23 protein-coding genes are annotated in these 22,064 nt (G+C 69.4%); 9 read left to right on the top strand and 14 right to left on the bottom strand.

Features of this window, described 5'->3' with window-relative positions:
- Positions 1–27: 27 nt before the first annotated feature.
- The 5 genes from guaD (at position 28) to B0W80_RS15850 (ending at position 4,879) form a co-directional block, all read left to right on the top strand.
- Positions 28–1,317: a guanine deaminase gene (gene guaD / locus B0W80_RS15870; RefSeq protein WP_077000122.1), complete on the top strand. Its 1,290-nt coding sequence runs from the start codon at positions 28–30 to the stop codon at positions 1,315–1,317.
- 76 nt (positions 1,318–1,393) lie between these two features.
- The gene (gene dcd, locus B0W80_RS15865) at positions 1,394–1,960 is read left to right on the top strand and encodes a dCTP deaminase (protein WP_077000121.1); all 567 of its coding nucleotides are present in this window, start codon (positions 1,394–1,396) and stop codon (positions 1,958–1,960) included.
- 124 nt (positions 1,961–2,084) lie between these two features.
- Positions 2,085–2,342, top strand: a complete 258-nt coding sequence (locus tag B0W80_RS15860; RefSeq protein WP_143684648.1) for a hypothetical protein — start codon at positions 2,085–2,087, stop codon at positions 2,340–2,342.
- A 49-nt stretch (positions 2,343–2,391) separates the two neighbouring features.
- Positions 2,392–3,273, top strand: coding sequence for a neutral zinc metallopeptidase (locus tag B0W80_RS15855; protein WP_077000119.1), 882 nt, complete (start codon positions 2,392–2,394; stop codon positions 3,271–3,273).
- 139 nt (positions 3,274–3,412) lie between these two features.
- Complete coding sequence (locus B0W80_RS15850) at positions 3,413–4,879, top strand: DEAD/DEAH box helicase (RefSeq protein WP_077000118.1); 1,467 nt, start codon at positions 3,413–3,415, stop codon at positions 4,877–4,879.
- Positions 4,880–4,900: 21 nt separating this feature from the next.
- On the opposite strand, the gene B0W80_RS15845 is transcribed toward B0W80_RS15850, so the two are convergent.
- On the bottom strand, positions 4,901–5,743 hold the full coding sequence (locus B0W80_RS15845) for a symmetrical bis(5'-nucleosyl)-tetraphosphatase (protein WP_077000117.1): 843 nt from the start codon (positions 5,741–5,743) through the stop codon (positions 4,901–4,903).
- Positions 5,744–5,766: 23 nt separating this feature from the next.
- Between B0W80_RS15845 and B0W80_RS15840 the strand changes: the two genes are divergently transcribed.
- The gene (locus B0W80_RS15840; protein ID WP_077000116.1) at positions 5,767–7,083 is read left to right on the top strand and encodes a hemolysin family protein; all 1,317 of its coding nucleotides are present in this window, start codon (positions 5,767–5,769) and stop codon (positions 7,081–7,083) included.
- 13 nt (positions 7,084–7,096) lie between these two features.
- Here the strand turns inward: B0W80_RS15840 and B0W80_RS15835 are convergent, their stop codons facing one another.
- Genes B0W80_RS15835 through B0W80_RS15815 form a run of 5 tightly spaced genes read right to left on the bottom strand, consistent with a single transcriptional unit; the run spans position 7,097 to position 11,984 of the window.
- Positions 7,097–8,434: an adenylosuccinate synthetase gene (locus B0W80_RS15835; RefSeq protein WP_077000115.1), complete on the bottom strand. Its 1,338-nt coding sequence runs from the start codon at positions 8,432–8,434 to the stop codon at positions 7,097–7,099.
- Between the two features lie 45 nt (positions 8,435–8,479).
- The gene (locus B0W80_RS15830) at positions 8,480–9,457 is read right to left on the bottom strand and encodes a hypothetical protein (protein WP_077000114.1); all 978 of its coding nucleotides are present in this window, start codon (positions 9,455–9,457) and stop codon (positions 8,480–8,482) included.
- 39 nt (positions 9,458–9,496) lie between these two features.
- Positions 9,497–10,468 (bottom strand): serine/threonine protein kinase, encoded by a 972-nt coding sequence (locus tag B0W80_RS15825; RefSeq protein ID WP_077000113.1) that lies wholly within the window; start codon positions 10,466–10,468, stop codon positions 9,497–9,499.
- A 30-nt stretch (positions 10,469–10,498) separates the two neighbouring features.
- Positions 10,499–10,987: a thermonuclease family protein gene (locus B0W80_RS15820; RefSeq protein ID WP_077000158.1), complete on the bottom strand. Its 489-nt coding sequence runs from the start codon at positions 10,985–10,987 to the stop codon at positions 10,499–10,501.
- Positions 10,988–11,006: 19 nt separating this feature from the next.
- Positions 11,007–11,984 (bottom strand): LysR substrate-binding domain-containing protein, encoded by a 978-nt coding sequence (locus B0W80_RS15815; RefSeq protein WP_077000112.1) that lies wholly within the window; start codon positions 11,982–11,984, stop codon positions 11,007–11,009.
- Between the two features lie 98 nt (positions 11,985–12,082).
- Here B0W80_RS15815 and B0W80_RS15810 point away from each other — a divergent pair, with 98 nt between their 5' ends.
- The 3 genes from B0W80_RS15810 to B0W80_RS15800 all read left to right on the top strand — a co-directional run bounded on the left by B0W80_RS15810 (position 12,083) and on the right by B0W80_RS15800 (position 14,828).
- On the top strand, positions 12,083–13,072 hold the full coding sequence (locus B0W80_RS15810; RefSeq protein WP_256856594.1) for a tripartite tricarboxylate transporter substrate binding protein: 990 nt from the start codon (positions 12,083–12,085) through the stop codon (positions 13,070–13,072).
- Between the two features lie 26 nt (positions 13,073–13,098).
- Positions 13,099–14,088: an alpha/beta hydrolase gene (locus tag B0W80_RS15805; protein WP_077000111.1), complete on the top strand. Its 990-nt coding sequence runs from the start codon at positions 13,099–13,101 to the stop codon at positions 14,086–14,088.
- Positions 14,089–14,180: 92 nt separating this feature from the next.
- Positions 14,181–14,828: a hypothetical protein gene (locus B0W80_RS15800; protein WP_077000110.1), complete on the top strand. Its 648-nt coding sequence runs from the start codon at positions 14,181–14,183 to the stop codon at positions 14,826–14,828.
- Between the two features lie 15 nt (positions 14,829–14,843).
- On the opposite strand, the gene dmpH is transcribed toward B0W80_RS15800, so the two are convergent.
- Genes dmpH through B0W80_RS15760 form a run of 8 tightly spaced genes read right to left on the bottom strand, consistent with a single transcriptional unit; the run spans position 14,844 to position 22,059 of the window.
- A complete protein-coding gene (gene dmpH, locus B0W80_RS15795) occupies positions 14,844–15,632 on the bottom strand; it encodes a 2-oxo-3-hexenedioate decarboxylase (RefSeq protein ID WP_077000109.1) in 789 nt (262 codons plus the stop codon).
- Positions 15,629–16,690: a 4-hydroxy-2-oxovalerate aldolase gene (dmpG, locus tag B0W80_RS15790; RefSeq protein WP_077000108.1), complete on the bottom strand. Its 1,062-nt coding sequence runs from the start codon at positions 16,688–16,690 to the stop codon at positions 15,629–15,631. The genes dmpH and dmpG overlap by 4 nt, the downstream gene beginning before the upstream one ends.
- A 9-nt stretch (positions 16,691–16,699) precedes the next feature.
- Positions 16,700–17,614 (bottom strand): acetaldehyde dehydrogenase (acetylating), encoded by a 915-nt coding sequence (locus B0W80_RS15785; protein WP_077000107.1) that lies wholly within the window; start codon positions 17,612–17,614, stop codon positions 16,700–16,702.
- A 13-nt stretch (positions 17,615–17,627) separates the two neighbouring features.
- Positions 17,628–18,410, bottom strand: a complete 783-nt coding sequence (gene dmpE / locus B0W80_RS15780) for a 2-oxopent-4-enoate hydratase (RefSeq protein ID WP_077000106.1) — start codon at positions 18,408–18,410, stop codon at positions 17,628–17,630.
- Between the two features lie 24 nt (positions 18,411–18,434).
- Complete coding sequence (locus B0W80_RS15775; RefSeq protein ID WP_077000105.1) at positions 18,435–19,259, bottom strand: alpha/beta fold hydrolase; 825 nt, start codon at positions 19,257–19,259, stop codon at positions 18,435–18,437.
- Positions 19,260–19,269: 10 nt separating this feature from the next.
- Positions 19,270–20,724 carry a 2-hydroxymuconic semialdehyde dehydrogenase gene (locus B0W80_RS15770; protein WP_077000104.1) on the bottom strand — a complete coding sequence of 485 codons (1,455 nt, stop codon included), beginning with the start codon at positions 20,722–20,724 and terminating at the stop codon, positions 19,270–19,272.
- 10 nt (positions 20,725–20,734) lie between these two features.
- Positions 20,735–21,667, bottom strand: coding sequence for a catechol 2,3-dioxygenase (locus tag B0W80_RS15765; RefSeq protein ID WP_077000103.1), 933 nt, complete (start codon positions 21,665–21,667; stop codon positions 20,735–20,737).
- Between the two features lie 32 nt (positions 21,668–21,699).
- Complete coding sequence (locus B0W80_RS15760) at positions 21,700–22,059, bottom strand: 2Fe-2S iron-sulfur cluster binding domain-containing protein (protein WP_077000102.1); 360 nt, start codon at positions 22,057–22,059, stop codon at positions 21,700–21,702.
- Positions 22,060–22,064: the final 5 nt, after the last annotated feature.

Raw genomic sequence — 22,064 nt, 5'->3', positions numbered from 1 at the left:
GGCTGCGCTGACTTACCCTCCGAGTCCATGCAAGCCTACCGTGCCTCCCTATTGCGTTTCGATGCCGCCGGCCAGCCGGTGTACGACGAAGACGGCCTGCTCGTGGTCGGGCCCGACGAAGCCGGCCGCCAGCGCGTGATCGATGCCGGCCCCCACGGCGCGGTGGCCGCCCGCCATCCGGACGTGGCCGTCACCCACTGGCCGGGGCGCATCATCGCACCGGGCTTCGTGGACATGCACATTCATTTTCCGCAGACCGACATCATCGGTGCCCCGTCCGCAGGCTTGCTGCCCTGGCTCGAGAACTACACCTTCCCTGCCGAGGGGCGCTTTTCCGAGCCGGCCCATGCGGCCGAGGTGGCGGAGGTCTTCTTCGACGAGCTGATGCGCAACGGCGTCACCACCTCGCTGACCTTCGCGACCTCGCACCCGCAGTCGGTGCAGGCCTTTTTCGAGTCGGCACAGCGTCGCGGGCTGCGGATGATTTCGGGCAAGGTCTTGCAGGATCGTCATTCGCCCGACGGTGTACGCGACAAGACTGAACAGAGCCTGATCGACACCGAGGCGCTGATCCGGCAGTGGCACGACGTCGACCGCCTGGGCTATGCGATCACCCCGCGTTTCGCGCCCACGAGCACCGACGCCCAGCTGCGCGGCGCCGGCGAACTGGCGGCGAAGTACCCGGACACCTGGATCCATTCGCACGTGGCCGAGAACAAGGACGAGGTGAAGTGGGCGCGCGAGCTGTTTCCGGGCGCGCGCTCGTACCTCGATGTCTACACCGGCTTCGGCCTGATGCGGGAGCGGGCCGTCTACGCGCACTGCATCCACTTCGACGACACCGACCGCCTGCTGATGCGCGAAACCGGTACCGCCGCCGCGGTGAGCCCGACCAGCAACCTGTTCCTCGGCAGCGGCTTCTTCGACTTCGAGGGTGCCGACCGCATCGGCTGCGAATACGGCCTGGCGAGCGACGTGGGCGGCGGCACCAGCTTCAGCCCCTTCAGGACCATGCTGGCCGCGTACTACGTCGGCCGCGAGGGCCAGACCAAGCCGGGGCTGAGCATTCCACCGTCGCAGCTGTGGTGGCGGCATACCGGCGGCGCGGCGCACGCGCTGGGGCTGGAAGGCGTGATCGGCAATCTGCAGCCGGGTTGCGAGGCGGACTTCCTCGTGCTGAACCCCAAGGCGACGCCGCTGCTGGCGCGCAAGATTGAACGCGCGAACAACCTCGAAGAACTGCTCTTCTCGATGATCGTGCTGGGCGACGACCGGCTGGTCGAGCGCACCGTCATCTCGCAGGCGCCGTCGGCCTGATCCCTGGCGCGGTCGCAGCCCGAAAAAGGGCTGTGACCTTGCCTAGAATGGCGGCCCCAACGAAGGACGCCCCGACATGAGCATCAAGAGCGACAAGTGGATCCGGCGCATGGCCGAGAAGAACGGCATGATCGAGCCCTTCGAGCCGGGCCAGATCCGCGAGCGGGAGGGACACCGCATCATCAGCTACGGCACCTCGAGCTACGGCTACGACATCCGCTGCGCGCCCGAATTCAAGGTCTTCACCAACATCCACAGCACGGTGGTCGACCCGAAGAACTTCGACGAGAAGAGCTTCGTCGACATGCACGGCGAGTTCTGCATCATCCCGCCCAACAGCTTCGCGCTGGCGCGCACCGTCGAGTACTTCCGCATCCCGCGCAACGTGCTCACCATCTGCCTCGGCAAGAGCACCTATGCGCGCTGCGGCATCATCGTCAACGTCACGCCCTTCGAGCCCGAATGGGAAGGTTACGTCACGCTGGAATTCAGCAACACCACGCCGCTGCCGGCCAAGATCTACGCCGGCGAGGGCTGCGCCCAGGTGCTGTTCTTCGAAAGCGACGAGGTCTGCGAGACCAGCTACAAGGACCGCGGCGGCAAGTACCAGGGCCAGCGCGGCGTGACGTTGCCGAAGGCCTGATCCCGCGTTCAGGCGCCTTCCTACACGCGCTTGGGATTCGCACACCCTGCGGCAGCTCTGAAACATCGGCACGCTTCGTTACATGCCCGTCGCAGCCTCGCGACGGATTTTCGGGAGCGAAGCCATGTCGTCGATCACTCAATACCTGCGCGAGACGCACCCCTACCGCCTGCTGGTGATGGGTACCCTGCTGCTCGTGGTGCTGGCGCAGGTTGCACTGATGGTTTCCATCGTCCATTCGCAGGTGCTCAGGGCCGAGCAGCGCGAGCTGCAGGCACGCGCCGAGGCCAGCGCCAAGTCGGCCGCGCTGCAGGCACAGCAGATGCGATCGCAGCAACAGGTGGATGGCGTGGTGACGGTGGGATACGCCCCGTTCCGTTGAGCGCGTACCATCGCAGCACACAGCCGCCGCGGGCGGCCAGGAGCGCGCCATGAGATGGGAAGGCAACGAACAATCGGACAACGTCGAGGACCGTCGTGGCGGCGGGGGTGGGGGCTTCGGCGGCCTGCCGATCGGCGGGCGCAGCGTGGGCCTCGGCACGGTCGCCGTGGCGGTGATCGCCGGCTGGATCTTCGGCATCAACCCGCTTACGCTGCTGGGCCTCATGAGCGGGGGCGAGCCCGCGCCGCAAGTGCAGCAGCAAGGGCCTGCGCGCAAGCCGCCGGCCGAGGACAAGGAAGCCGCCTTCGTGTCGACTGTGCTGCGCAACACCGAAGTGGTGTGGACCGACATCTTTCGCCAGAACGGCGGTAACTACACGCCCACGCGCCTGGTGCTGTTTCGTGGGGCCACGCCCACTGCCTGCGGCACCGGCCAGTCGGCCATGGGGCCGTTCTACTGCCCGGGCGACAAGAAGGTCTACATCGACCTCGGCTTCTACGACACGCTCTCGCGCCAGCTGGGCGCCCCGGGCGAGTTCGCGCGGGCCTACGTCATCGCGCACGAGGTCGGCCACCACGTGCAGGACGAACTGGGCATCACCGGCAAGGTCGACCAGATGCGCGGACGGCTCAGCGAATCGCAGGGCAACGCGCTCAGCGTGCGCGTCGAGCTGCAGGCCGACTGCTTCGCCGGCGTGTGGGCGCACCACTCGCAGGAATCGAAGCAGTGGCTGGACCCGGGCGACATCGAGGCGGCCATGAATGCCGCTGCGAAGATCGGCGACGACGCGCTGCAGCGTTCGGCCGGCCGGGCGGTGGTGCCCGACAGCTTCACCCACGGCTCTAGTGCCCAGCGCCAGCGGTGGTTCGGTGCAGGCTACAAGACCGGGAAGATTCAGGACTGCGACACCTTTGCGGCGCGCAGCCTGTAGGGCGCGAGGGGCTCCAAGGTTGCTGCGAATCTCGCAGCGCCTGCGCAGCACAGATTCGGCGCTATCGATTCGGTAGCGAAACATCCAGTCACCGCACTGTCATCCCCGGTTTTTGCCGCAGTGCGACAATAGCCGGTTCATGACCAGTTCCTTCTCCAATCTTTCCCTGGCCGAACCATTGGCGCGCGCCGTGGCCGAAATGGGCTACGAAAGCATGACGCCGATCCAGGCGCAGGCCATCCCGGTGGTGCTCGCAGGCCAGGACGTGATGGGCGCGGCACAGACCGGCACCGGCAAGACGGCCGCCTTCTCCCTGCCCCTGTTGCAGCGCATGCTCAAGCACGAGAACAGCTCGACCTCGCCGGCCCGTCACCCGGTGCGCGCGCTGGTTTTGCTGCCCACGCGCGAGCTCGCCGACCAGGTCGCACAGCAGGTCAAGATGTACGCCAAGTACACCAACCTGCGCAGCACGGTGGTGTTCGGTGGCATCGACATGAAGCCGCAGACGCTGGAACTCAAGAAGGGCGTCGAAGTGCTGGTCGCCACGCCCGGCCGGCTGCTCGACCACATCGAGGCCAAGAACGCGGTGCTCAACCAGGTCGAGTACGTGGTGCTCGACGAGGCCGACCGCATGCTCGACATCGGCTTCCTGCCCGACCTGCAGCGCATCCTGTCGTACCTGCCGAAGCAGCGGACCACGCTGCTCTTCTCGGCAACCTTCTCGCCGGAAATCAAGCGCCTGGCCAGCAGCTACCTGCAGAACCCCGTCACCATCGAGGTGGCGCGGCCCAACGAAACGGCGTCCACCGTCGAGCAGCATTTCTACAGCGTGAGCGACGACGACAAGCGCCGCGCGCTGAAGCAGATCCTGCGGCAGCGCGGCCTCAAGCAGGCCTTCGTATTCGTCAACAGCAAGCTCGGCTGTGCGCGGCTCGCTCGCTCGCTCGAACGTGACGGCCTCAACACCACCGCGCTGCACGGCGACAAGAGCCAGGACGAGCGCCTGAAGTCGCTGGCCGCCTTCAAGGCCGGCGAGGTCGACCTGCTGGTCGCCACCGACGTCGCGGCGCGCGGCCTCGACATCAAGGACGTGCCCGCGGTCTTCAACTTCGACATCCCCTTCAACGCCGAAGACTACGTGCACCGCATCGGCCGCACGGGTCGCGCGGGCGCTTCGGGCCTGGCCGTGAGCTTCGCCAGCGGCGGCAACGATGTGCGGCTGGTGGCCGACATCGAGAAGCTGATCAAGAAAAAGATCGAGCTGGAGCCGGTGGAATTCGACGAAGACCGCCCGCGCGGACGGATCAACGACGGCCGCCGCCACTGGCGCGACGAGGGCGAAGCCGGCGATGCGCGCGACGTGCTCGACCAGCCGCGCGAACGCGCCGGTGATGCACGCTTCGGCCGCGGCGCCCGCCCGCACCGCGCACCGGCGGCACCGCGCGACCCCTTCTTCGAGAAGCCCTACGAGACGCCCGAACGCGAGGCAGCGCCGTCCTGGGAAGCAACGCCGAAGGCCCATGCGACGCGTGGCATCTCGAGCAACATCAAGACCAAGCGCAAGGTGGCGGCGCTGTTCAAGGCCGCGGCACCCGCGAGCTCTTGACGCGTCGCGTGACGAAGCCGGTCAGCCCGGCTTCTGCGCCTGCTTGCAACGCACCTGGATCAATTCGCGCTCGGCGGTCGTCGCACCCATGCGCACCGCGCTGAGGCATCCGCCCCAGACGCAGCCCGTGTCGGTCGACATCAGGTCGGGCCGCGACACCCAACCCAGCGTGGACCAGTGGCCGAAGGCGACGGTGACGTCGGCGGTGCGCCGCCCCGGCACGTCGAACCAGGGCATGTAGCCCTCCGGTGCGGCCGCCGTGCCGTCTTTCGCGTCGAATTCCATCACGCCTTCGGCGCTGCAGAAGCGCAGCCGCGTCAATGCGTTGACGATCACCCGCAGGCGCGCCGTGCCGGTCAGCGAGTCATGCCATTGCGCCGGCACGTTGCCGTACATCTCATGCAGGAACGCGCTCCAGCCCGGGCCGCGCAGCACCGATTCGAGTTCGGACGCCAGCGCCAGCGCGTCGCCCAGGCTCCACTGCGGCAGCACGCCCGCATGCACCATCAGCAGATCGGTATGGCCCAACGCGCGGTGCAGCGCCAGCGACTGGCGCCGCAGCCAGTCGAGCAGCGCTTCGCGGTCGGGCGCGTTCAGCAACTCGGCCAGCGTGTCCTTTCGGCCCGGCTTGCGCGCGCCCTGCGACACACCGAGCAGGTGCAGGTCGTGGTTGCCCAGCAATGACTGCGCGGCACCGTCCAAGCCCTGCACGCGACGCAGCACGGACAGCGAATCGGGACCTCGGTTGACCAGGTCGCCCAGCAGCACCAGGTGGTCTCGGCTGGGGGAGAAAGCGATGTCGTCGAGCAGGCGCGCCAGGGCTTCGTCGCAGCCCTGCACGTCACCGATCAGGTAGAGTGCCATGGTTCTCATTCTCCCCCGCATACATGGATGTTTTCCTGCTGGCCTTGCTGACCACGCTCAACGCAGTGTTCGCAATGTCCGAAATGGCCCTCTCCACGAGCCGCCGCGCCCGCCTGGCGGCACTGGCCGAAACCGGAGACGCGGGGGCTGCCGCCGCACTGAAGCTGATGGAGTCGCCGACCCAGTTTCTTTCGACCGTGCAGATCGGCATCACCTCTATCGGCATGCTGAGCGGCATCGTCGGCGAGGCCGCCTTCGCGGCACCCCTGGCCGTGTGGATGGAAGAAGCAGGCATGGGCGCAGGCACGGCCAGCGTCGCCTCGACCGCCGTGGTGGTGGTGTGCATCACCTTCTTCACGATCATCTTCGGCGAGCTGGTGCCCAAGCGCATCGGCCAGCTCTATCCCGAGCCCGTGGCGCGCTACGTCGCACGGCCGATGCACATGCTGGCAGCGGCGGCCAAGCCCTTCGTGCTGCTGCTGTCGGGCGCCACGGCCACGGTGCTCAAGCTGCTGCGCATCGACTCGAACGCGGCTCGCGTCGTCACCGAAGAAGAAATCTCGGCCAGCCTCGAAGAGGGCGTCGACGCCGGCGTGATCGAGATGCACGAGCACCAGATGGTGCGCAACGTGTTCCACCTCGACGACCGGCGCCTGAGTTCGCTGATGGTCACGCGTGCCGACATCGACTGGCTCGAGGCGTCTTCCAGCGTGGCCGAGGCCCTGCAACGCGTCGCGGCCGACGCGTCGCGCGACCAGACCCATTCGTGGTACGCCGTGTGCCGCCAGTCGCTCGACGACGTGGTGGGCATCATCAGCGTGGCGCGGCTGCTGGCGCTCGGCGCCACGCACGATGCCAGCCTCGAGACCGAAGTGCTGCCCGCCGTCTTCGTGCCCGAGACGTTGACCGGCATGGAACTGCTCGAGCAATTCCGCGCGCGCGCCGCGCGCATGGTCTTCGTGGTCGACGAATACGGCGTGGTGCAGGGCCTCATGACGCCCGGCGATCTGCTCGAAGCCATCACCGGCGAGCTGCAGACCGCCACCCAGGCCGACGCCTGGGCGCACAAGCGCGTCGACGGCGTGTGGGAGCTCGACGGCCTGATGCCGGTGGCCGAGTTGCGCGCACGCCTCGGCATCCGCGAACTGCCCGAGGAAGAACGCGGCCGCTACAACACGGTGGCGGGCCTGCTGATCTTCGTGGCGGGCCACCTGCCCGAGGTGGGCGAGCGCATCGACTGCGGCGACTGGCAGTTCGAGATCGTGGCGCTGGATGGCAAGCGCATCGACCGCGTGGTGGCCCGCACCGTGTTGCCGGTGGCGGCGCACAAGCCGGCCTGAGGGGCAGGCGCGATCAATCGGCCAGGGGCGTGAAGCTCTTCACCTGGCCCGCCACCGGGCCGAAGGCGCCGTAACGCACGCGGCAGCCGCCGGCAAGCGCCTCGATGCGCGCGATCCAATCGTCGGCCGATGCGATGGCGCGCCGGTCGTAGCAAGGGCGTGCGGCGTACAAGAGGCCTGTCAGGGCTTCCTGATGCGCCAGGTCGCGACCCGTGCTGCGCGGCAAGGTGTGGAGGGGACCGGCATCGCCAGCCAGCGAGTACGACTCGCACCAACGCAAGCTGCCGTCGACCGCATCGAGATGGCTCGCCGCCAGCCCGTCGAGTCGGCCCACCGCCGCCAGCGCATGGCGCCACAGAACCGCATCGGGATGCCCGCGCCTGAAGCGGCCTTGCCAACCATGGCTCGCGTTGTGCGGCTCGGCCAGGCGATCGAGTACTGCATCTTCCGTCGGCAGCGGCCCGGCGCCGTGGCGCGTGAAATAGCTGCGCAGCACGCCCAGATGCTGCACTCGCGCGTGTGCGGCGATGCCGGCATCCGCAAGCACCGCCTCGACTGCGGCCGTGGATACGGTGCTCCAGCTCGTATGCGGATGGAAGCCTTGCCATTCGTCGAGCAGCACGCCCTGTGCGCCTTCGAACAGCACCACGCCAGGCCGGGCGAGCCGCGCGCCGATGGCATCGCGGCTCGCAGGCGGTGCCTGTCGCACGCATGGCGCCGCGGCCGCGAGCCAACGCCGTGAGAGCGCGTCGTCGTCGAACATCGCCCGCTCCTGCGCGGCATCGCTGCCCGGCGTGAAGGGCAGTGCGTCGAGTTCGTTCCGCAGGCGCGCACGCAGCGCCTCCAGCTTGCCGAGGGCCAACGCAGGCTGCGCGAGGTCGCCGTAGTGCAGCGCCTCGTCCGGCGCAGCCAGCGCCTGCCGCACCGTCTCGCCGACGCCCACGCCGCAGCTGCCGTGCGCCGCCCCGCCGCGCGCCCATTCGCGCAGCCGTCCCATGGCCTGGTGAAAAGGCGTGGTGACGCGGCAGCGTGCATCGATCAGCAGGCGCGCCATGGCGTGATGCACACCGGCACGCCGCAGCACGTCGTGCTCGACAAGCAGCGCGGTCGGGTGCACCACCACCGGGCTCGCCAGCAGCGTGCCCGTCGCACCTTGGAAGCTGCCGGCACCGAACTGCGCGAAGGTGTGGTGGCGTCCATCGGCCAGCAGCACGTTGTGCCCGGCCTGCGCGCCGCCGTTGAAGCGCACCACCGTGTGGGCCTTCCAATCGCGCGCGAAGTGATCGACGAAGCGTCCCTTGCCGCAGTCGCCGAAGCCCAGCCCCAGCAGCGAGACGTAGCGCGTGGTCAATCGGCGCGAGCCATCAGTCAGCCTGCCAGCCCGCCAGCCGGCTCGTCAGCCGAACAGGCGCTTCCACCACGACGAACGTGCGGTGCCGGGCGCGGTGGCGCCGGTGTGCACGCGTCGCGGGGCGTTGGGGTCGAGCACTGCCGCATAGCCTTCGAGCGCATGCACCACGGCGTTGACCCGCTCGCGTGCCATGCCGTGCGAGCCCATCACCTGCGCCAGTCCGTCGAGGCTGGGCACGGCCTTCTCGGTCAACGCCACGATGCCGGCCGCCACCGCGCAGGCGTCGTCGGGCGACTCCATGCAGATCACGTGGTCGCCCAGCAGTTCACGCCAGCGCGGCTCGCAGGCGCGGCGGCGCTGCGCGTCGGGGATCAGGAAGAACAGGTGGCAAGTCTCGGCCGCCGCAGCGATCGCTTCTTCGATGGGGATGTCTTCGTCGAGCTTCTCGCCGATCAGCGCCTCGACCTGGTGGCGCGACACGGCGGGGTAGGGCAACTCGTCGCCCGTCATGAACAGGTAGCCGCGCTTGTTGCGCTTGGCCATGCAGTCGAAGTCGGTGTGCTGCGCGATCACGTAGAAGGCCAGCTCGTAGCTTTCCGAGCCGCTGCCGCCGCCACCGCCTTCCAGGTAACTCCAGGTCAGCCACTGGTCCATCAGTTCGGCCGTCGACTCGAACTGGCCCACCTGCAGCGGCGCCTGGTCGGACGTGGCGTCGCCGATCGCCATGAACATCAGCTGCGGATCGGCCACGCCGCAGTCGGTCATGAGCTTCATGAAGTTGGGCAGCTCGCGCCGCGCCAGGGTCTGCGGGATGTCGCCCATCGAGCCGGTCACGTCGAGCGCGAAGGCGATGGCCAGCGAGTTCGGGTGGTCGGCGTTGTCGCGCGACTCGCGCAGCTTCAGACCCTTGGGGTTCATCAGCGCATGCGTGGCGTCCTGCCGGAACACCTCGGCGCCCGAGCGGTGCGCGCGGTCGGCCACCAGGGCCGCGTGGGCGGCGTGCGAGTAGTTTCCGTAACCCATGCTCTGTGATCTCCTGTGTGGTGTCGGTGGTCTGAAGGCTCAGGCGCCGCGCGGCGCCGGATCGAAGTGGACGAACTCCGGCGCGCCGAAGGATGCACGCGCTGCATCGGACAGCGCCGCCTCGATGCCACGCGCGCCCAGCCGTTCGCAAGTGCCGGCACCGTCGCTGCAATCGCGCAGCAGGCTGGCCAGCGGCGCCGGCGTGTGCGGGCCCAAGCCCGGCGCCGCATCGCCAGCGCCCTGAAGCAGCGCGCGCAGCGTCCAGGCCGATTGGCGCAGGTCGCGCGCGGCCGCGGCGCGGCTTGCGTTCGGTCGGGCCTGCGACCAGCCGATCAGCAGCACGCCGTGGTTCCGTGGGTGTACCAGTGCGTGTTCGGGGGCGATGGCGCCGTGGCTCCAGCCGGCGTCATGCACGAAGGCCAGCACCTCGAGCATGCGGCGCCAGAGCCAGACGGCATGGCGTGGGTCGATGCCCTGGACCTGATTCGCGCGCACCGCTTCCAGGCTGCCCCAGAACCCGGTCGGATGGCGCAGCACGAGCGCATCGCGGCTGCCGTCGCTCCAGCCTTCCGCCAGGCCGGTGCCGACGGGTTGCGGCAGGCGCCGCGTGAAGTAGGCCGCACCCGGCACGCTCAGCGCCTGCAGCGCGTTCAACGCCGCCGCCTCCCGGACCAACACCCGGGCGCCATCGTCGTCGAGCGCGAGCTTGAGCGTCACCTGCTCGGGCAACGGCCCCAGCCGCTCGGCCAGCAGCACGTCGGCATGCTCGCCGCGTCCCAGCCTGGCGAGCACGCGGTAGGACGCGCCGCGCCAGCGCAGCACCTGCGCGCCGGCCGACGCCGCTTGCGACTGTGCGCGCTTCCATGCCGCGCGGTATTCCTCGCGCCGGACGGTCTGCTCGCCACGGACCACGGTCGTGCCGCAGTAGACGCATTCCACCGTGCGCCACCGCGCCGCGCGGGGCAGCGGGGCCGAGCACTGGGGGCAACTGAGGGCGACGAGTGCATTCATCGGGGCCGAGCCTATCCGATGCCGCGCGATTCAGCGAGGCCGCGGGTGCTGGGCGCGCCAGGTCCAGGGCGGCACCGCATCGCGATCGGCCCAGAGGCCGGCGCGCTTGCCCCTGGCCTCGCGTTCGGCAAACGCGTACTGCCCGCGTTCGCCGGCCGGCTGTTCGTCGGCATAGCCGCGCGCCCACCACGCCAGGCCGAGTGTGAGCATGCCCAGGCCGGCATCGAGCGTCTTTGCGCAGTTCGCTTCCACGCAACTGTCCGGCGCCACGCGCACACGGCAGACCCGACGCTGGTAGCGGTCGTCCTCGCCGCAATCCAGCCGCGCTTGCTTGCCGAACGCGATGCGCGACAAGGCCTGCTTGGCGCGCCGGCCGAAGGGCTGGTTCCACTCCGGCGCGTCGATCGCATGCAGCCGCACGCTGATCTGGCGATAGTGGCCGGGCTCGCCGCAGCGGACCTTGAGGGAGTCGCCGTCGCCGACGGCGACGACCAGGCAGAAGAGGGTGGCGGTAAGCATCGAGCCAAAGGCGTCGATGCTATCGCGTGCCTCGCACCGCCCGAGGCGCGGCGCGCGCATCGGGGCCGGGCGGACTTGCCTCGCGCAAGGCCTGAAGCACCTGCGTCAGCGCGGGGCTGGGTTCCTGCCGGTCCCACACCGTGCCGACCGGCCCCACGTCGGAGCTCAAGGTGAGCGGCAGGATCGACAGCAGCCCCAGGCGCTGGTAGTGGCGCGCCGCTTCGCCCGAAAGCACGCCGATGCACGGGCTCTCGCGCATCAGTGCCTGGTTCAAGGTCGGCGATGTCGATTCGACCCACGCGGCAGGCGGCGCCAGCCCCGCGTCGACGAAGGTCGCGTCGATCGCATCGCGCAGCGCGGTCTGCCGCGGCGGCAGGATCCACGGATAGGCGGCAGCTCGCGCCCAGGATGGCTTGGCCACGCGCAGCAGCGGATGCCTTCGGCCGGCGACGAGGCAGTGCGGGTCCTTGAAGAGCGCCTCGCTGTGCACCGTCGCGCCGAAGGCTCGAGCGTCCAGGCGACCCAGGATCAAGTCCAGCTCGCGGCGCTCGAAGCGTGCCCACAGGCCAGCGGCGGTGTCTTCCACCACTTCGATCCGCACGGGCTCGGCCTGCGCGGCCAGCGCCAGCAGCGCACGCGGCAGCAGCCCCGCGCTGCCGACCAGCATGCTGCCGATGCGCACTGCGCCCAGCGTGCCGGCGCCCACGGCGGCGAGTTCGTGTTCGAGCTGGCGCGAGTCTTCCACCATGCGCCGCGCGTGACGCAACGCCACCGGCAGATAGGGGCTGGGCCGGATCTGCCGACCGCGCTGGAACAGCGGCACGCCGAGGGCCGACTCGATCTCGGCCAGCCATTGCGACACGGCGGGCTGGGTGGCGCCCAGGCCCTCTGCAGCGGCCGTGAGGCTGCCGTGGCGGGCGACGGCCAGCAGAACTTCGAGGTGCCGCAGGCGCAGCCGACGGAGGTTGAGCGCCAACTGGAGCGAAGCATCTTGCATAAGAGATCGCGATGGATTCAGATGAAAGCAGGTGTAGATCATTATGGGATGCCGACCCATCATCCGGGCATCCGATTTCATTCCTGGCAGGAGCTGCAATGACGAAAGTGACGACCCGGCGCTCCGCGCTGATGCTGGGGCTGGCGGCAGGGCTGGCCCTCGGAGGCTTCGCGGGCCTCGTTCACGCGCAGGCCTATCCGGCCCGTCCGATCAAGCTGGTCGTGCCTTTCCCGGCCGGCGGCGGCACCGACATCGTGGCGCGCAAGCTGGCCGAGCACCTGCGCGAAGAACTCGGGCAGCCGGTCATCGTCGACAACAAGGCCGGCGCCAGCGGCAACATCGGCGCCGACAGCGTCGCGCGCTCGGCACCCGACGGCTACACGCTGATGCTGACCTCCGCGCCCTTCGCCATTGCGCCCGCCGTCTTCAAGAACCCGAGCTTCGACCCCGTCAAGGACTTCACGCCAGTGGCCCAGATCGCGAGCGTGCCGCTGCTGGTCGTGACGCGTGCCGAGTCTCCCCTGCGTAGCATCGCGGACCTGGTCGCCGTCGCCAAGAAGGACGGCAATGCCATCAGCTACGCCACCTTCGGCAACGGCGCGCCGCCGCACCTGGTGGGTGAGCGCATGAAGTCGCTGGGCGGCTTCGGCATGACCCACGTGCCCTACAAGGGCGGGCAGGCCGCGCTGCCGGACATCCTCTCGGGCCAGATCGGCGTGGCGATCATGGATGTGGTCTCCATGACGCCGCTGATCAAGGCCGGCCGTCTGCGCGCGCTCGCCATCACGGGGCCCGTGCGTTCGCCGGCCTTCCCCGATCTGCCCACGCTGTCGCAGGCCGGCATTCCCTTCGACACGGTGGGCTGGTATGCGGTCTTCGGTCCGGCGGGCATGGACGCGGCCGTCACGGCACGGCTCAACGGCGCACTCAACAAGGTGATGGCAAGGCCCGACATGCGCAGCCTGCTGATCGACAGCGGCTCGATGCCCGTCGAGCCTCAGACACCGGCGCAGTGGGCCGCCGCGTTCAAGGACAACGTGCAGGTCTGGGGCCGCGTTGCGCGCGAATCCGGCGCCTCCGTCGATTGACGTCGATTGACGTCGAAGGACGAACCGTGAACCTGGCTTCCGTCGCCCCCGAGGCGCCCGCGCACCAGATCGAGTGCGTGCGCAACCTGGTGTACGGCCGCGGCCGGGTCGGGCGTGAACGGCCGGGCGGTCCGGTCGAGCGCGAGCTGACCCTGGACCTCTACCGCCCCGTCGATCCGCTACCCGCCGGTCAGCTGATGCCGGCGCTGATCCTTGCCTTCGGCGGTGCCTTCCACCGGGGTTGCAAGGAAGACGATGCGTTCGAGGCGGAAGGCGGCAACACGGCCGTGGCCGAGTACTGCCGGCGCTTCGCCCGCCGCGGCTACGTGGCCTGCACGATCGACTATCGCCTCGTCCCCGAAGACCCGGAACCCGGCGACACGCCCGTGGTCGGCGCGCCGGAACGCATCCCGACCGCGCGCGTCGACGTGGTTCGCCAGCTGATGCAGCTGCCGCCTGCCACGCCCGACATGCTCTGGCGCGGCATCGAGGCCGCCAGCGACGACATGGCGGCCGCCACCCGCTTCGTGCGCCGGCAGGCCGATGCCTGGCAGGTCGACCCGGCGCGCATCGCGATCGGGGGGTTCTCCGCAGGCGCCCGCACGGCGCTCAACGTCGCGTTCGGAGAGCAGGTGCCGGTGGCGGCGGTGGTGGCCTTGTCCGGCTACGTCGACGACGACGATTTGCAGCGGCACCTCGCACGCTGTTCAGGCCAGGGGCCCGCGGTGCTGGTCGCCAGTGCCGAGCACGACCTCGACTACGTGGCTGCCGCCGCACCCGGTCTGGTCGCACGGCTGCGGCAGGCAGGGCTGAATTGCACGCAGGTCCGGGTGCCTGGCGCAGGGCACTTCTACCGCGCGGAAGCGGCGGTCCTGCGCGACGACGGCGGGCCCACCACCGTCGAAGGTGCCATGGCCGACTTTCTGCACCGCACGCTTGCTCCGGTCGGCTCAGCTTCGTCCTCAGGCGAGCCGCAATGGCCTGGCGCCAGGGCCGCCCTCGGCATCGGCCTGTAGCGCCGGCGCCCCGTCCGGGCAAAAGTCACTTGGGAAAGTAACCATTTGTGTGCTCCAATCGGCGGCGGAGTAGAGGCCCGTCGAGGACATCCATGAAAAGTCTGCTGAGCATCGTCTGCATCGCCGCCCTCGTAGCGGGCTGCGCCACCCGCCCCAACGAAGGCCCCGGTTCCGGTTCCGGCTCGGACTACGTTCCCGTGGTGCAGGCCCCCGCCGACAAGACCCCGGCGGCCTATGACGCCGATCTGGCCCGTTGCCGCACCGCCGCCGCCAGCATCCCCTTCCGCGCCAGCCAGCACGACGATGCGCTCGTGGTGCTCGACACGGGTGTCGTCGGTGCGGGGTGGATGGCCGGTATCCCGACGCTCAGCGGCGTGGCGGTGGTCGGCGGGCTGTACGCCTTCCAGCGCGCCGTCTACACCCCCGAGCGCCGCGTCTGGTACGCACGGCAGGAAACCTCCATGCTCAACTGCCTCGCACAGCGCGGCTACGTCAACCAGGACCCGAGCGTGCAAGTGACCTGGATGCCCCCGGGCCAGCGCCGCGCCGAGACAGCCTTGCGCGTCACGGGCCGCGACACGTACACCGCCGAGCAATTCGCCAAGTCCCGCAGCTGCGCCGCAGTGCCCATGGCCAACCTGGTCGACAAAGGGCCCGGCTTCGAGCGCTACAGCGTGGCCTGCAGCAACGGCCAGTCGCTGGCGGTGCGCTGCGAGTTCGGCAACTGCCGGGCGGGTTGAGGCTTCCCTGCTTCCTCAGACAAAACGCAGCCCGACGCTACCCATGCCCTGCACCCGCAGCGTGACCGCGTCGCCGGCCTCCACGGCCACGGCCTCGGTGATGCCGCCCGACAGGATGAGCGTGCCGGCCGGAATCTCCTCGCCGCGCGCGCCCAGGTGGTTGGCCAACATCGCGATGGCCGCGGCGGGGTGGCCCAGCACGGCCGCGCCGGCGCCGAAGGCCACGGGCACGCCGTTCTTCTCCAGCACGATGCCGGTGGTGCGCAGGTCCACCTCGGATGCGGCACGCGCCTGGCCGCCGACCACGAAGCGGGCGGCCGAGGTGTTGTCGGCGACGACGCTCTTCAGGTCGAACTTGAAGTCGCGGTAGCGGCTGTCGATCACCTCGATGCCGGGCAGCACGAAGTCGGTGGCGGCCAGCACCGCGCCGATGTGGCAGCCCGGGCCCTTGAGCGGGCGGCGCGTGACGAAGGCGATCTCGGGCTCGACCTTGGGATGGATCAGCTCGCTCACCTTGCATTCCGCACCTTCGGGCAGCGCATGCGGCTCGGCCAGGAAGCCGAAGACCGGGCTGGCCACGCCCATCTGCTTCATCTTCGCGTGCGAGGTCAGCCCCGCCTTGAGCCCGACGATGCGGAGGCCGCGCACCTGCTTTCGGGCGCGAATCGCGTCCTGGATCGCATAGGCGTCGTCCCAGTCCATCTGCGGATGCTCGTCGGTGATCTTGGGCGTGTCGCGCGCGCCCAGTTCGCAGCCTTCGAGATGCTCCGCCAGCGCGGCGATGGTGCGTGCGTCGAGCTTCATGCCGCCACCTCCTGCGCCGCTTGCGCGCCCAGCACCGCGCGGCGCGTGCGCGCCAGCGTGATCGCCGTGTCCTCGATCATGTCCTCCTGCCCGCCGACCATGCCGCGCCGCCCCAGCTCCACCAGGATCTCGCGCGCCGGCACGCCCCATTTCTTCTCGGCGCGCTTCGCGAACAGCAGAAAGCTGGAATACACGCCCGCATAGCCCAGCGTGAGCGAGTCGCGGTCCACGCGAATGGGCTGGTCCATGATCGGCACCACCCGGTCTTCGGCCACGTCCTGGATCTCGAACACGTCCACGCCGGTGTCGATGCCCATGCGCTCGCACACCGCGACGAATACCTCCAAGGGCGTGTTGCCCGCGCCGGCGCCCAGCCCGGCGGCTGCCGCGTCGATGCGGTTCGCGCCCGCTTCCACCGCGGCGATCGAGTTCGCCACGCCCATCGCCAGGTTGTGATGGCCATGAAAGCCCAGCTCGGTCTCGGGCTTCAGCGCCGCGCGCACCGCGCCCACGCGCGCCTTCACGTCCTCGGGCAGCATGAAGCCGGCTGAATCGGTGACGTAGATGCAGTTGGCGCCGTAGCCCTCCATCAGCAGGGCTTGCCGCACCAGCATGGCGGGGCCGGCCATGTGCGCCATCATCAGGAAGCCCACCGTGTCCAGCCCGAGCTTGCGCGCCATCGCGATGTGCTGCTCCGACACGTCGGCCTCGGTGCAATGGGTGGCCACGCGCACCGTGTGCACACCCAGGCCGTGCGCCATGCGCAGGTGGTCGACGGTGCCGATGCCCGGGATCAGCAGCGCCGACACCTTGGCCCGGCGCATGCGCGGGATCACCGCGCCGAGGTAGGCCTCGTCGCTGTGCGCCGGAAAGCCGTAGTTGACCGAGCTGCCGCCCAGGCCGTCGCCGTGCGTCACCTCGATCAGCGGCACGCCTGCTGCGTCGAGGCCGGTAGCGATGTCGATCATCTGCGCCAACGACATCTGGTGGCGCTGGGGATGCATGCCGTCGCGCAGCGTCATGTCGTGCACGGTCACTTTCGTTCCTTGAAGGCTCATGGGGTGCTCCTATGCGGCGAGGGCTTCGGTCTGGTAGCGGCCGGCGAGCATCGCCTCGGCGAACATCTCGGCGGTGCGCGCGGCGGCGGCGGTCATGATGTCGAGGTTGCCGGCGTATTTGGGCAGGTAGTCGCCCAGGCCTTCCACCTCCAGGTAGATCGACACGCGCCGGCCGTCGAACACCGGCCCGTTGACCAGGCGGTAGCCAGGCACGTACTTGCGCACCTCGGCGATCATGCGATGCACCGACGCGGTGATGGCTTCCTGGTCGGGCTCGCCTTCGGTCAGGCAATGCACGGTGTCGCGCATCATCAGCGGCGGCTCGGCCGGGTTGACGATGATGATCGCCTTGCCCTCCGCCGCACCGCCCACGCGTTCCACGGCGCCGGCCGTGGTGCGCGTGAACTCGTCGATGTTCTTGCGTGTACCGGGGCCGACCGATTTGCTGGACACGGTCGCCACGATCTCGCCGTAGGCCACCGGCTGCACGCGCGAGACGGCCGCCACCATCGGAATGGTGGCCTGGCCGCCGCAGGTGACCATGTTCACGTTCATCGGCCGCTCGCCGAGCTGCGCCGCCAGGTTGACCGGCGGCACGCAATAAGGCCCGATGGCCGCAGGCGTCAGGTCGATCATCAGCACGCCCAATGCATTGAGCTTGGCGCTGTTCTCGGCGTGCACGTAGGCGCTGGTGGCGTCGAAGGCGATCTGCACGCCGTCGGCCTCCACGTGGGGCAGCAGGCCGTCCACGCCTTCGGCGGTGGTCTTCAGGCCCATCTCGCGGGCGCGCTGCAGGCCGTCGGATTCGGGGTCGATGCCCACCATCCACACCGGCTCCAGCACGGGACTGCGCTGCAGCTTCGCGAGCAGGTCGGTGCCGATGTTGCCGGGGCCGATCAGCGCGCACTTGATCTTCTTGCTCATGGGGTTCGTTCCTTCAATGAAAGCGGACGGAGCAGCCACCGAGGCCGCCGATCGACACGCGGAAGTTATCGCCGGCCTTGGCCGGGAACATGGCAGCCAGCGCGCCCGAGAGCACCACCTCGCCGGCCTTGAGCCCGATGCCCAGGCCGCCCAGCGTGTTGGCCAGCCAGGCCACCGCGTTGAGCGGCGAGCCCAGCGCGGCCGCCCCCGCGCCGGTGGCGACGATCTCGCCGTTCTTCTCCAGCACCATGCCGCAGGTCGTGAGGTCCACGCGGCGCGGATCGACCGCGCTGTCGCCCAGCACGAAGACGCCGCAGGAGGCGTTGTCGGCCACGGTGTCGGCGATCTTGATCTTCCAGTCGCGGATGCGCGAATCGACGATCTCGAAGCAGGGCATCACGCATTCGGTGGCGGCCAGCACGTCGGCCGCGCCGATGCCCGGCCCCATCAGGTCGCGCTTCAGCACGAAGGCGATCTCGCCCTCGGCCTTGGGCTGGATCAGCGTCGTGCTGTCGATCGACTCGCCCTCGTTGACCACCATGCCGTCGAGCAGGTAGCCGAAGTCGGGCTGGTACACGCCCAGCATGTTCATCACGGCGCGCGAGGTCACGCCGACCTTCTTGCCGACGACGCGTTCGCCGGCTTCCAGGCGGCGAGCGATCATGCGCTGCTGGATGCGGTAGGCGTCCTCGATGCCGATGCCCTCGTGGCGCTCGGTCAGCGGGGCTATCGGCTGGCGCGCGGTGAGCGCGGCGTAGAGCTCGTCGCCGAGCTGTTCGATCAGTTGCGGTTCCATCTCATGGTCCTTCGTTGCGTTGAATCAGATGCCTTCGTCCAGGAAGTCGCGCACCAGCCGCACGAAGCGCGCGCCGTGCTCGATCTGCGTCCAGTGCCCGCAGCGGCCGAACACGTGCAGCTGGCTGTTCGGAATCCACTGGGCCAGCGTGAGCGAGGTGGAGAGCGGAATCACCTGGTCCTCGCGTCCGTGGAGCAGCAGCGTCTCGTGGGGCAGGGCGCGGATGGCGGCCTCGGGGCTGGCCATGGCATCCACCCATCTCTGCCGCGGCGCCGGGAACATCGCCGCGAAGGACGCCTGGAAGCCCGGCCGCACGCTGGCCTCGTAGCGCAGCTGCGCCAACTCGTCGGTGACCAGGCCGCGGTCGAAGGCGAACACGTCCATGATCCGGCGCATGTTCTCGAACGACGGCGTGTAGCCCCACACCGCATCCAGCCCCGGGGTGATGTCGAAGGGCACGCCCACGCTGCCCATCAGCACCAGCCGCCGCACGCGGTGCGGCGCGCGGATCGCCAGTGCCAGCGACAGCGCACCGCCGAACGAGTTGCCGACCAGGTCGGTGCGCTCGACGTCCAGCGCGTCCAGCAAGTCGATGGCCTGCTGGACCCAGCCGTCCATCGTGTACTGCGCATCCGGTACACGCTCGGTGAAGCCGAAGCCCGCCATGTCCGGCGCGATCACGCGGCGCGTCTTCGCGAGCTCGGGCAGCGCCAGCCGCCAGTTGGCCCACGCGCTCACGCCGGGGCCGGAGCCGTGGATGAAGAGCACCGGCGGCCCTTCGCCCAGGTCGTGCACGTTGGTGCGGAAGGCGCCGGTGCGCACCGTGCCGGCGATCTCGGGATTGCTCACGTCGGCCCCTTCACAGCTTCACGCAGACGTTGCGAAGCTCGGTGTAGAACTCCAGCGAATGCACGCCGCCTTCGCGGCCGATGCCCGAGGCCTTGGCGCCGCCGAAAGGCGTGCGCAGGTCGCGCAGGAACCAGCTGTTGATCCAGCAGATGCCCACCTCGACGCGCCGCGCCACGCGGTGCGCGCGGCCCAGGTCGCGGGTCCACACGGTGGTGGCGAGGCCGTAGTCGGTGGCGTTGGCCAACGCGATCGCCTCGTCCTCGGAGTCGAAGGGCGCGATGTGGCAGCAGGGGCCGAAGATCTCCTCGCGGATCACCGCGGCCGACTCGGGCAGGCCGGTCCAGATGGTCGGCTGCACCCAGTGGCCTTCCGCCAGGGCGCCGGCCATCTTGGGCACGCCGCCGCCGGTGACCACGGTGGCGCCGTCCTTCACGGCCTTGTCGTAGTAGCCCAGCACCTTCTGCTGATGCTCCCTGGAGATCAGCGGCCCGATGCCCACGCCGGGGTCTTCCGACGGCCCGGGCTTCAGCGCCTCGGCCTTCGCCTTCAGCGCGGACACGAAGCGTTCGAAGATCGGCCGCTCCACGTACACCCGCTCGGTGCCCAGGCAGACCTGGCCGCAGTTCTCGAAGGCGCTGCGCGTGATGCCGGCGACCGCCTGCTCGAAATCGGCGTCGGCGAACACGATGCCGGCGTTCTTGCCGCCCAACTCGAAGGACACCGGCCGCACGCCCTGCGCCGCGGCCGCCATGATGGCCTCGCCGGTGCGCGTCTCGCCGGTGAAGGTGATCGCGTTCACGCCCGCATGGCGCGTCAGGTACTCGCCGGCCGAGCCGGGCCCGAAGCCGTGCACCACGTTGTAGACGCCCGGCGGAATGCCCACCGCATTCATCACCTCGCCCAGCAGCGTGGCGGTCGCGGGCGTCTCTTCCGAGGGCTTGACGACCACCGTGTTGCCGCAGGCCAGCGCCGGGCCCACCTTCCAGGTCATCAGCAGCAACGGCAGGTTCCACGGGCACACCACGCCGATCACGCCCACGGGCGAGCGCAGCGCGTAGTTGAGCGCCTGGCCGCCGTCGGGCGTCGTCATCTCGAAGCTCTCGGTGGGAACGTTCTTCACCATGTCGGCGAAGACCTTGAAGTTGGCCGCGCCGCGCGGAATGTCCACGTGCGAGGCCAACGCATGCGGCTTGCCGGTGTCGGCCATCTCGGCCTGCAGGAAGTCGTCGAAGCGGCGGTTGATCTCGTCGGCCACCGCATGCAGCAGCTCGACGCGGCGCGCCACCGGCATGCGGCCCCATTCGCCGTCGAGCGCGGCGCGTGCGGCCCGCACCGCGGCATCGACCTCGGCCGCGCCGGCCTCGTGCACCTGGCCCAGCACGCGGTCGTCGACCGGCGCGCGGTTGTCGAAGGTGCGGCCGGTGGCGACGAACTCGCCGCCGATGAAGTTGAGGAACTGCTTCATCGCCACGCCCTCAGGTCAGCACCGACAGGAAGTTCTCGTTGAGCTTGCGGTCGTGATAGAAGATCGCGCGCCCCAGCTCGTCGTCGGTCCACACCAGCGGCGGCTTGTCCGGGTAGTAGATGTAGCCGCCCGAGAACACCTCGTTGCGGTTGCCGCTCGGGTCGAAGAAATAGATCGTCTCGCCGCGCGTGATGCCGTGGCGCGTCGGGCCGATGTCCAGCGACACCCGCTTCTTCGTGATGATGTCGGCCGCCTTCAGCACCTCGCCCCAGTTGTCGAGCATGAAGGAGGCGTGGTGGAACTTGTTCTTCTCCGCGTGGCGGATGAAGGCGATGTCGTGCGGCTTGGTGCTGCAGGTCAGGAAGGCCGCGATCAGCATCTTCTCGGGCCCGGCCACCACCTTCTCGGCCATCTCGAAGCCCAGCACCTCGGTGAAGAGCTTCACCGTGCCGTCGACGTCGTCGCCGTAGAGCAGGCAGTGGTCGAAGCGCGAGGGCGCCATGCCCTTCAAGTCGTCGGGCGAGACTTCGGGGTTTTCGTAAGGCATGCCGTTGCCGACCTTTTCCTTCTCGGCGAAGAGCTCGATCAGATGGCCGGTGGGCACGGTGAAGCGCAGGCGCTGGCCGGTCTTCAGCAGTTCGCCGGCTTCGATCCAGTGGATGTCGCTCGCGAGCCCGCTGGCCTTGACCTGCGCGGCCAGCCGCTCCAGCGTGGCCGGCGAATCGACGCGAAAGCCCATGAAGTCCATGCCGGCCGTGTCGGCTTCACGCAGCACCACGCTGTGGTGGTCGTGCTCGTCCCAGGCCTTGAAATAGACGCGGCCCTGCGCGTCGCGGCCGGTCTCGATGAGGCCGAGCACGTCGCGGTAGTGACGCAGCGAAGCGGTCATGTCGAGCACGCGCAGCTGGACGTGGCCGGGGCGAAGGACGCCTGTGAGTGCCATGGTGAGTCTCCTTGGTGGGGTGGGTGGGGGGTTCAGGGTTGGGAAAGGGGTTGCGAAGCGGATTGCAAGAAGGTCGGCGTGCGATGCCGCTCGATGCAGCGCGCCAGGCGCTCGACGGCCCGCAACGCCAGGTCGCTCTGCGGATAGGCGCGGCAGGCCAGCACGTAGCCCTGCGCCTCTTCGTCGGCGCTCACGTGACAGCGGCTCATGCGCTCGCAGCGGGTCGTGCCCGACTCGATGCGCACCTTGCACACGCCGCAGCCGCCGCCGCGGCAGCCGACCGGGATGCCCTTGCGGCCGAGCTGCTCCATGCCGCCCAGCAGGGTCTGGTCGGCGCGGCAGCGGTACTGCTCCTGCGTGTTGCCGATGGCGATCGCGTAGGTCATGGTCATGGAGC

Origin of the sequence: Variovorax sp. KK3 (assembly GCF_001984055.1) — a bacterium.
Classification (GTDB): Bacteria; Pseudomonadota; Gammaproteobacteria; order Burkholderiales; family Burkholderiaceae_C; genus Variovorax.
This window is presented reverse-complemented; position numbering and strand designations above follow the sequence as displayed.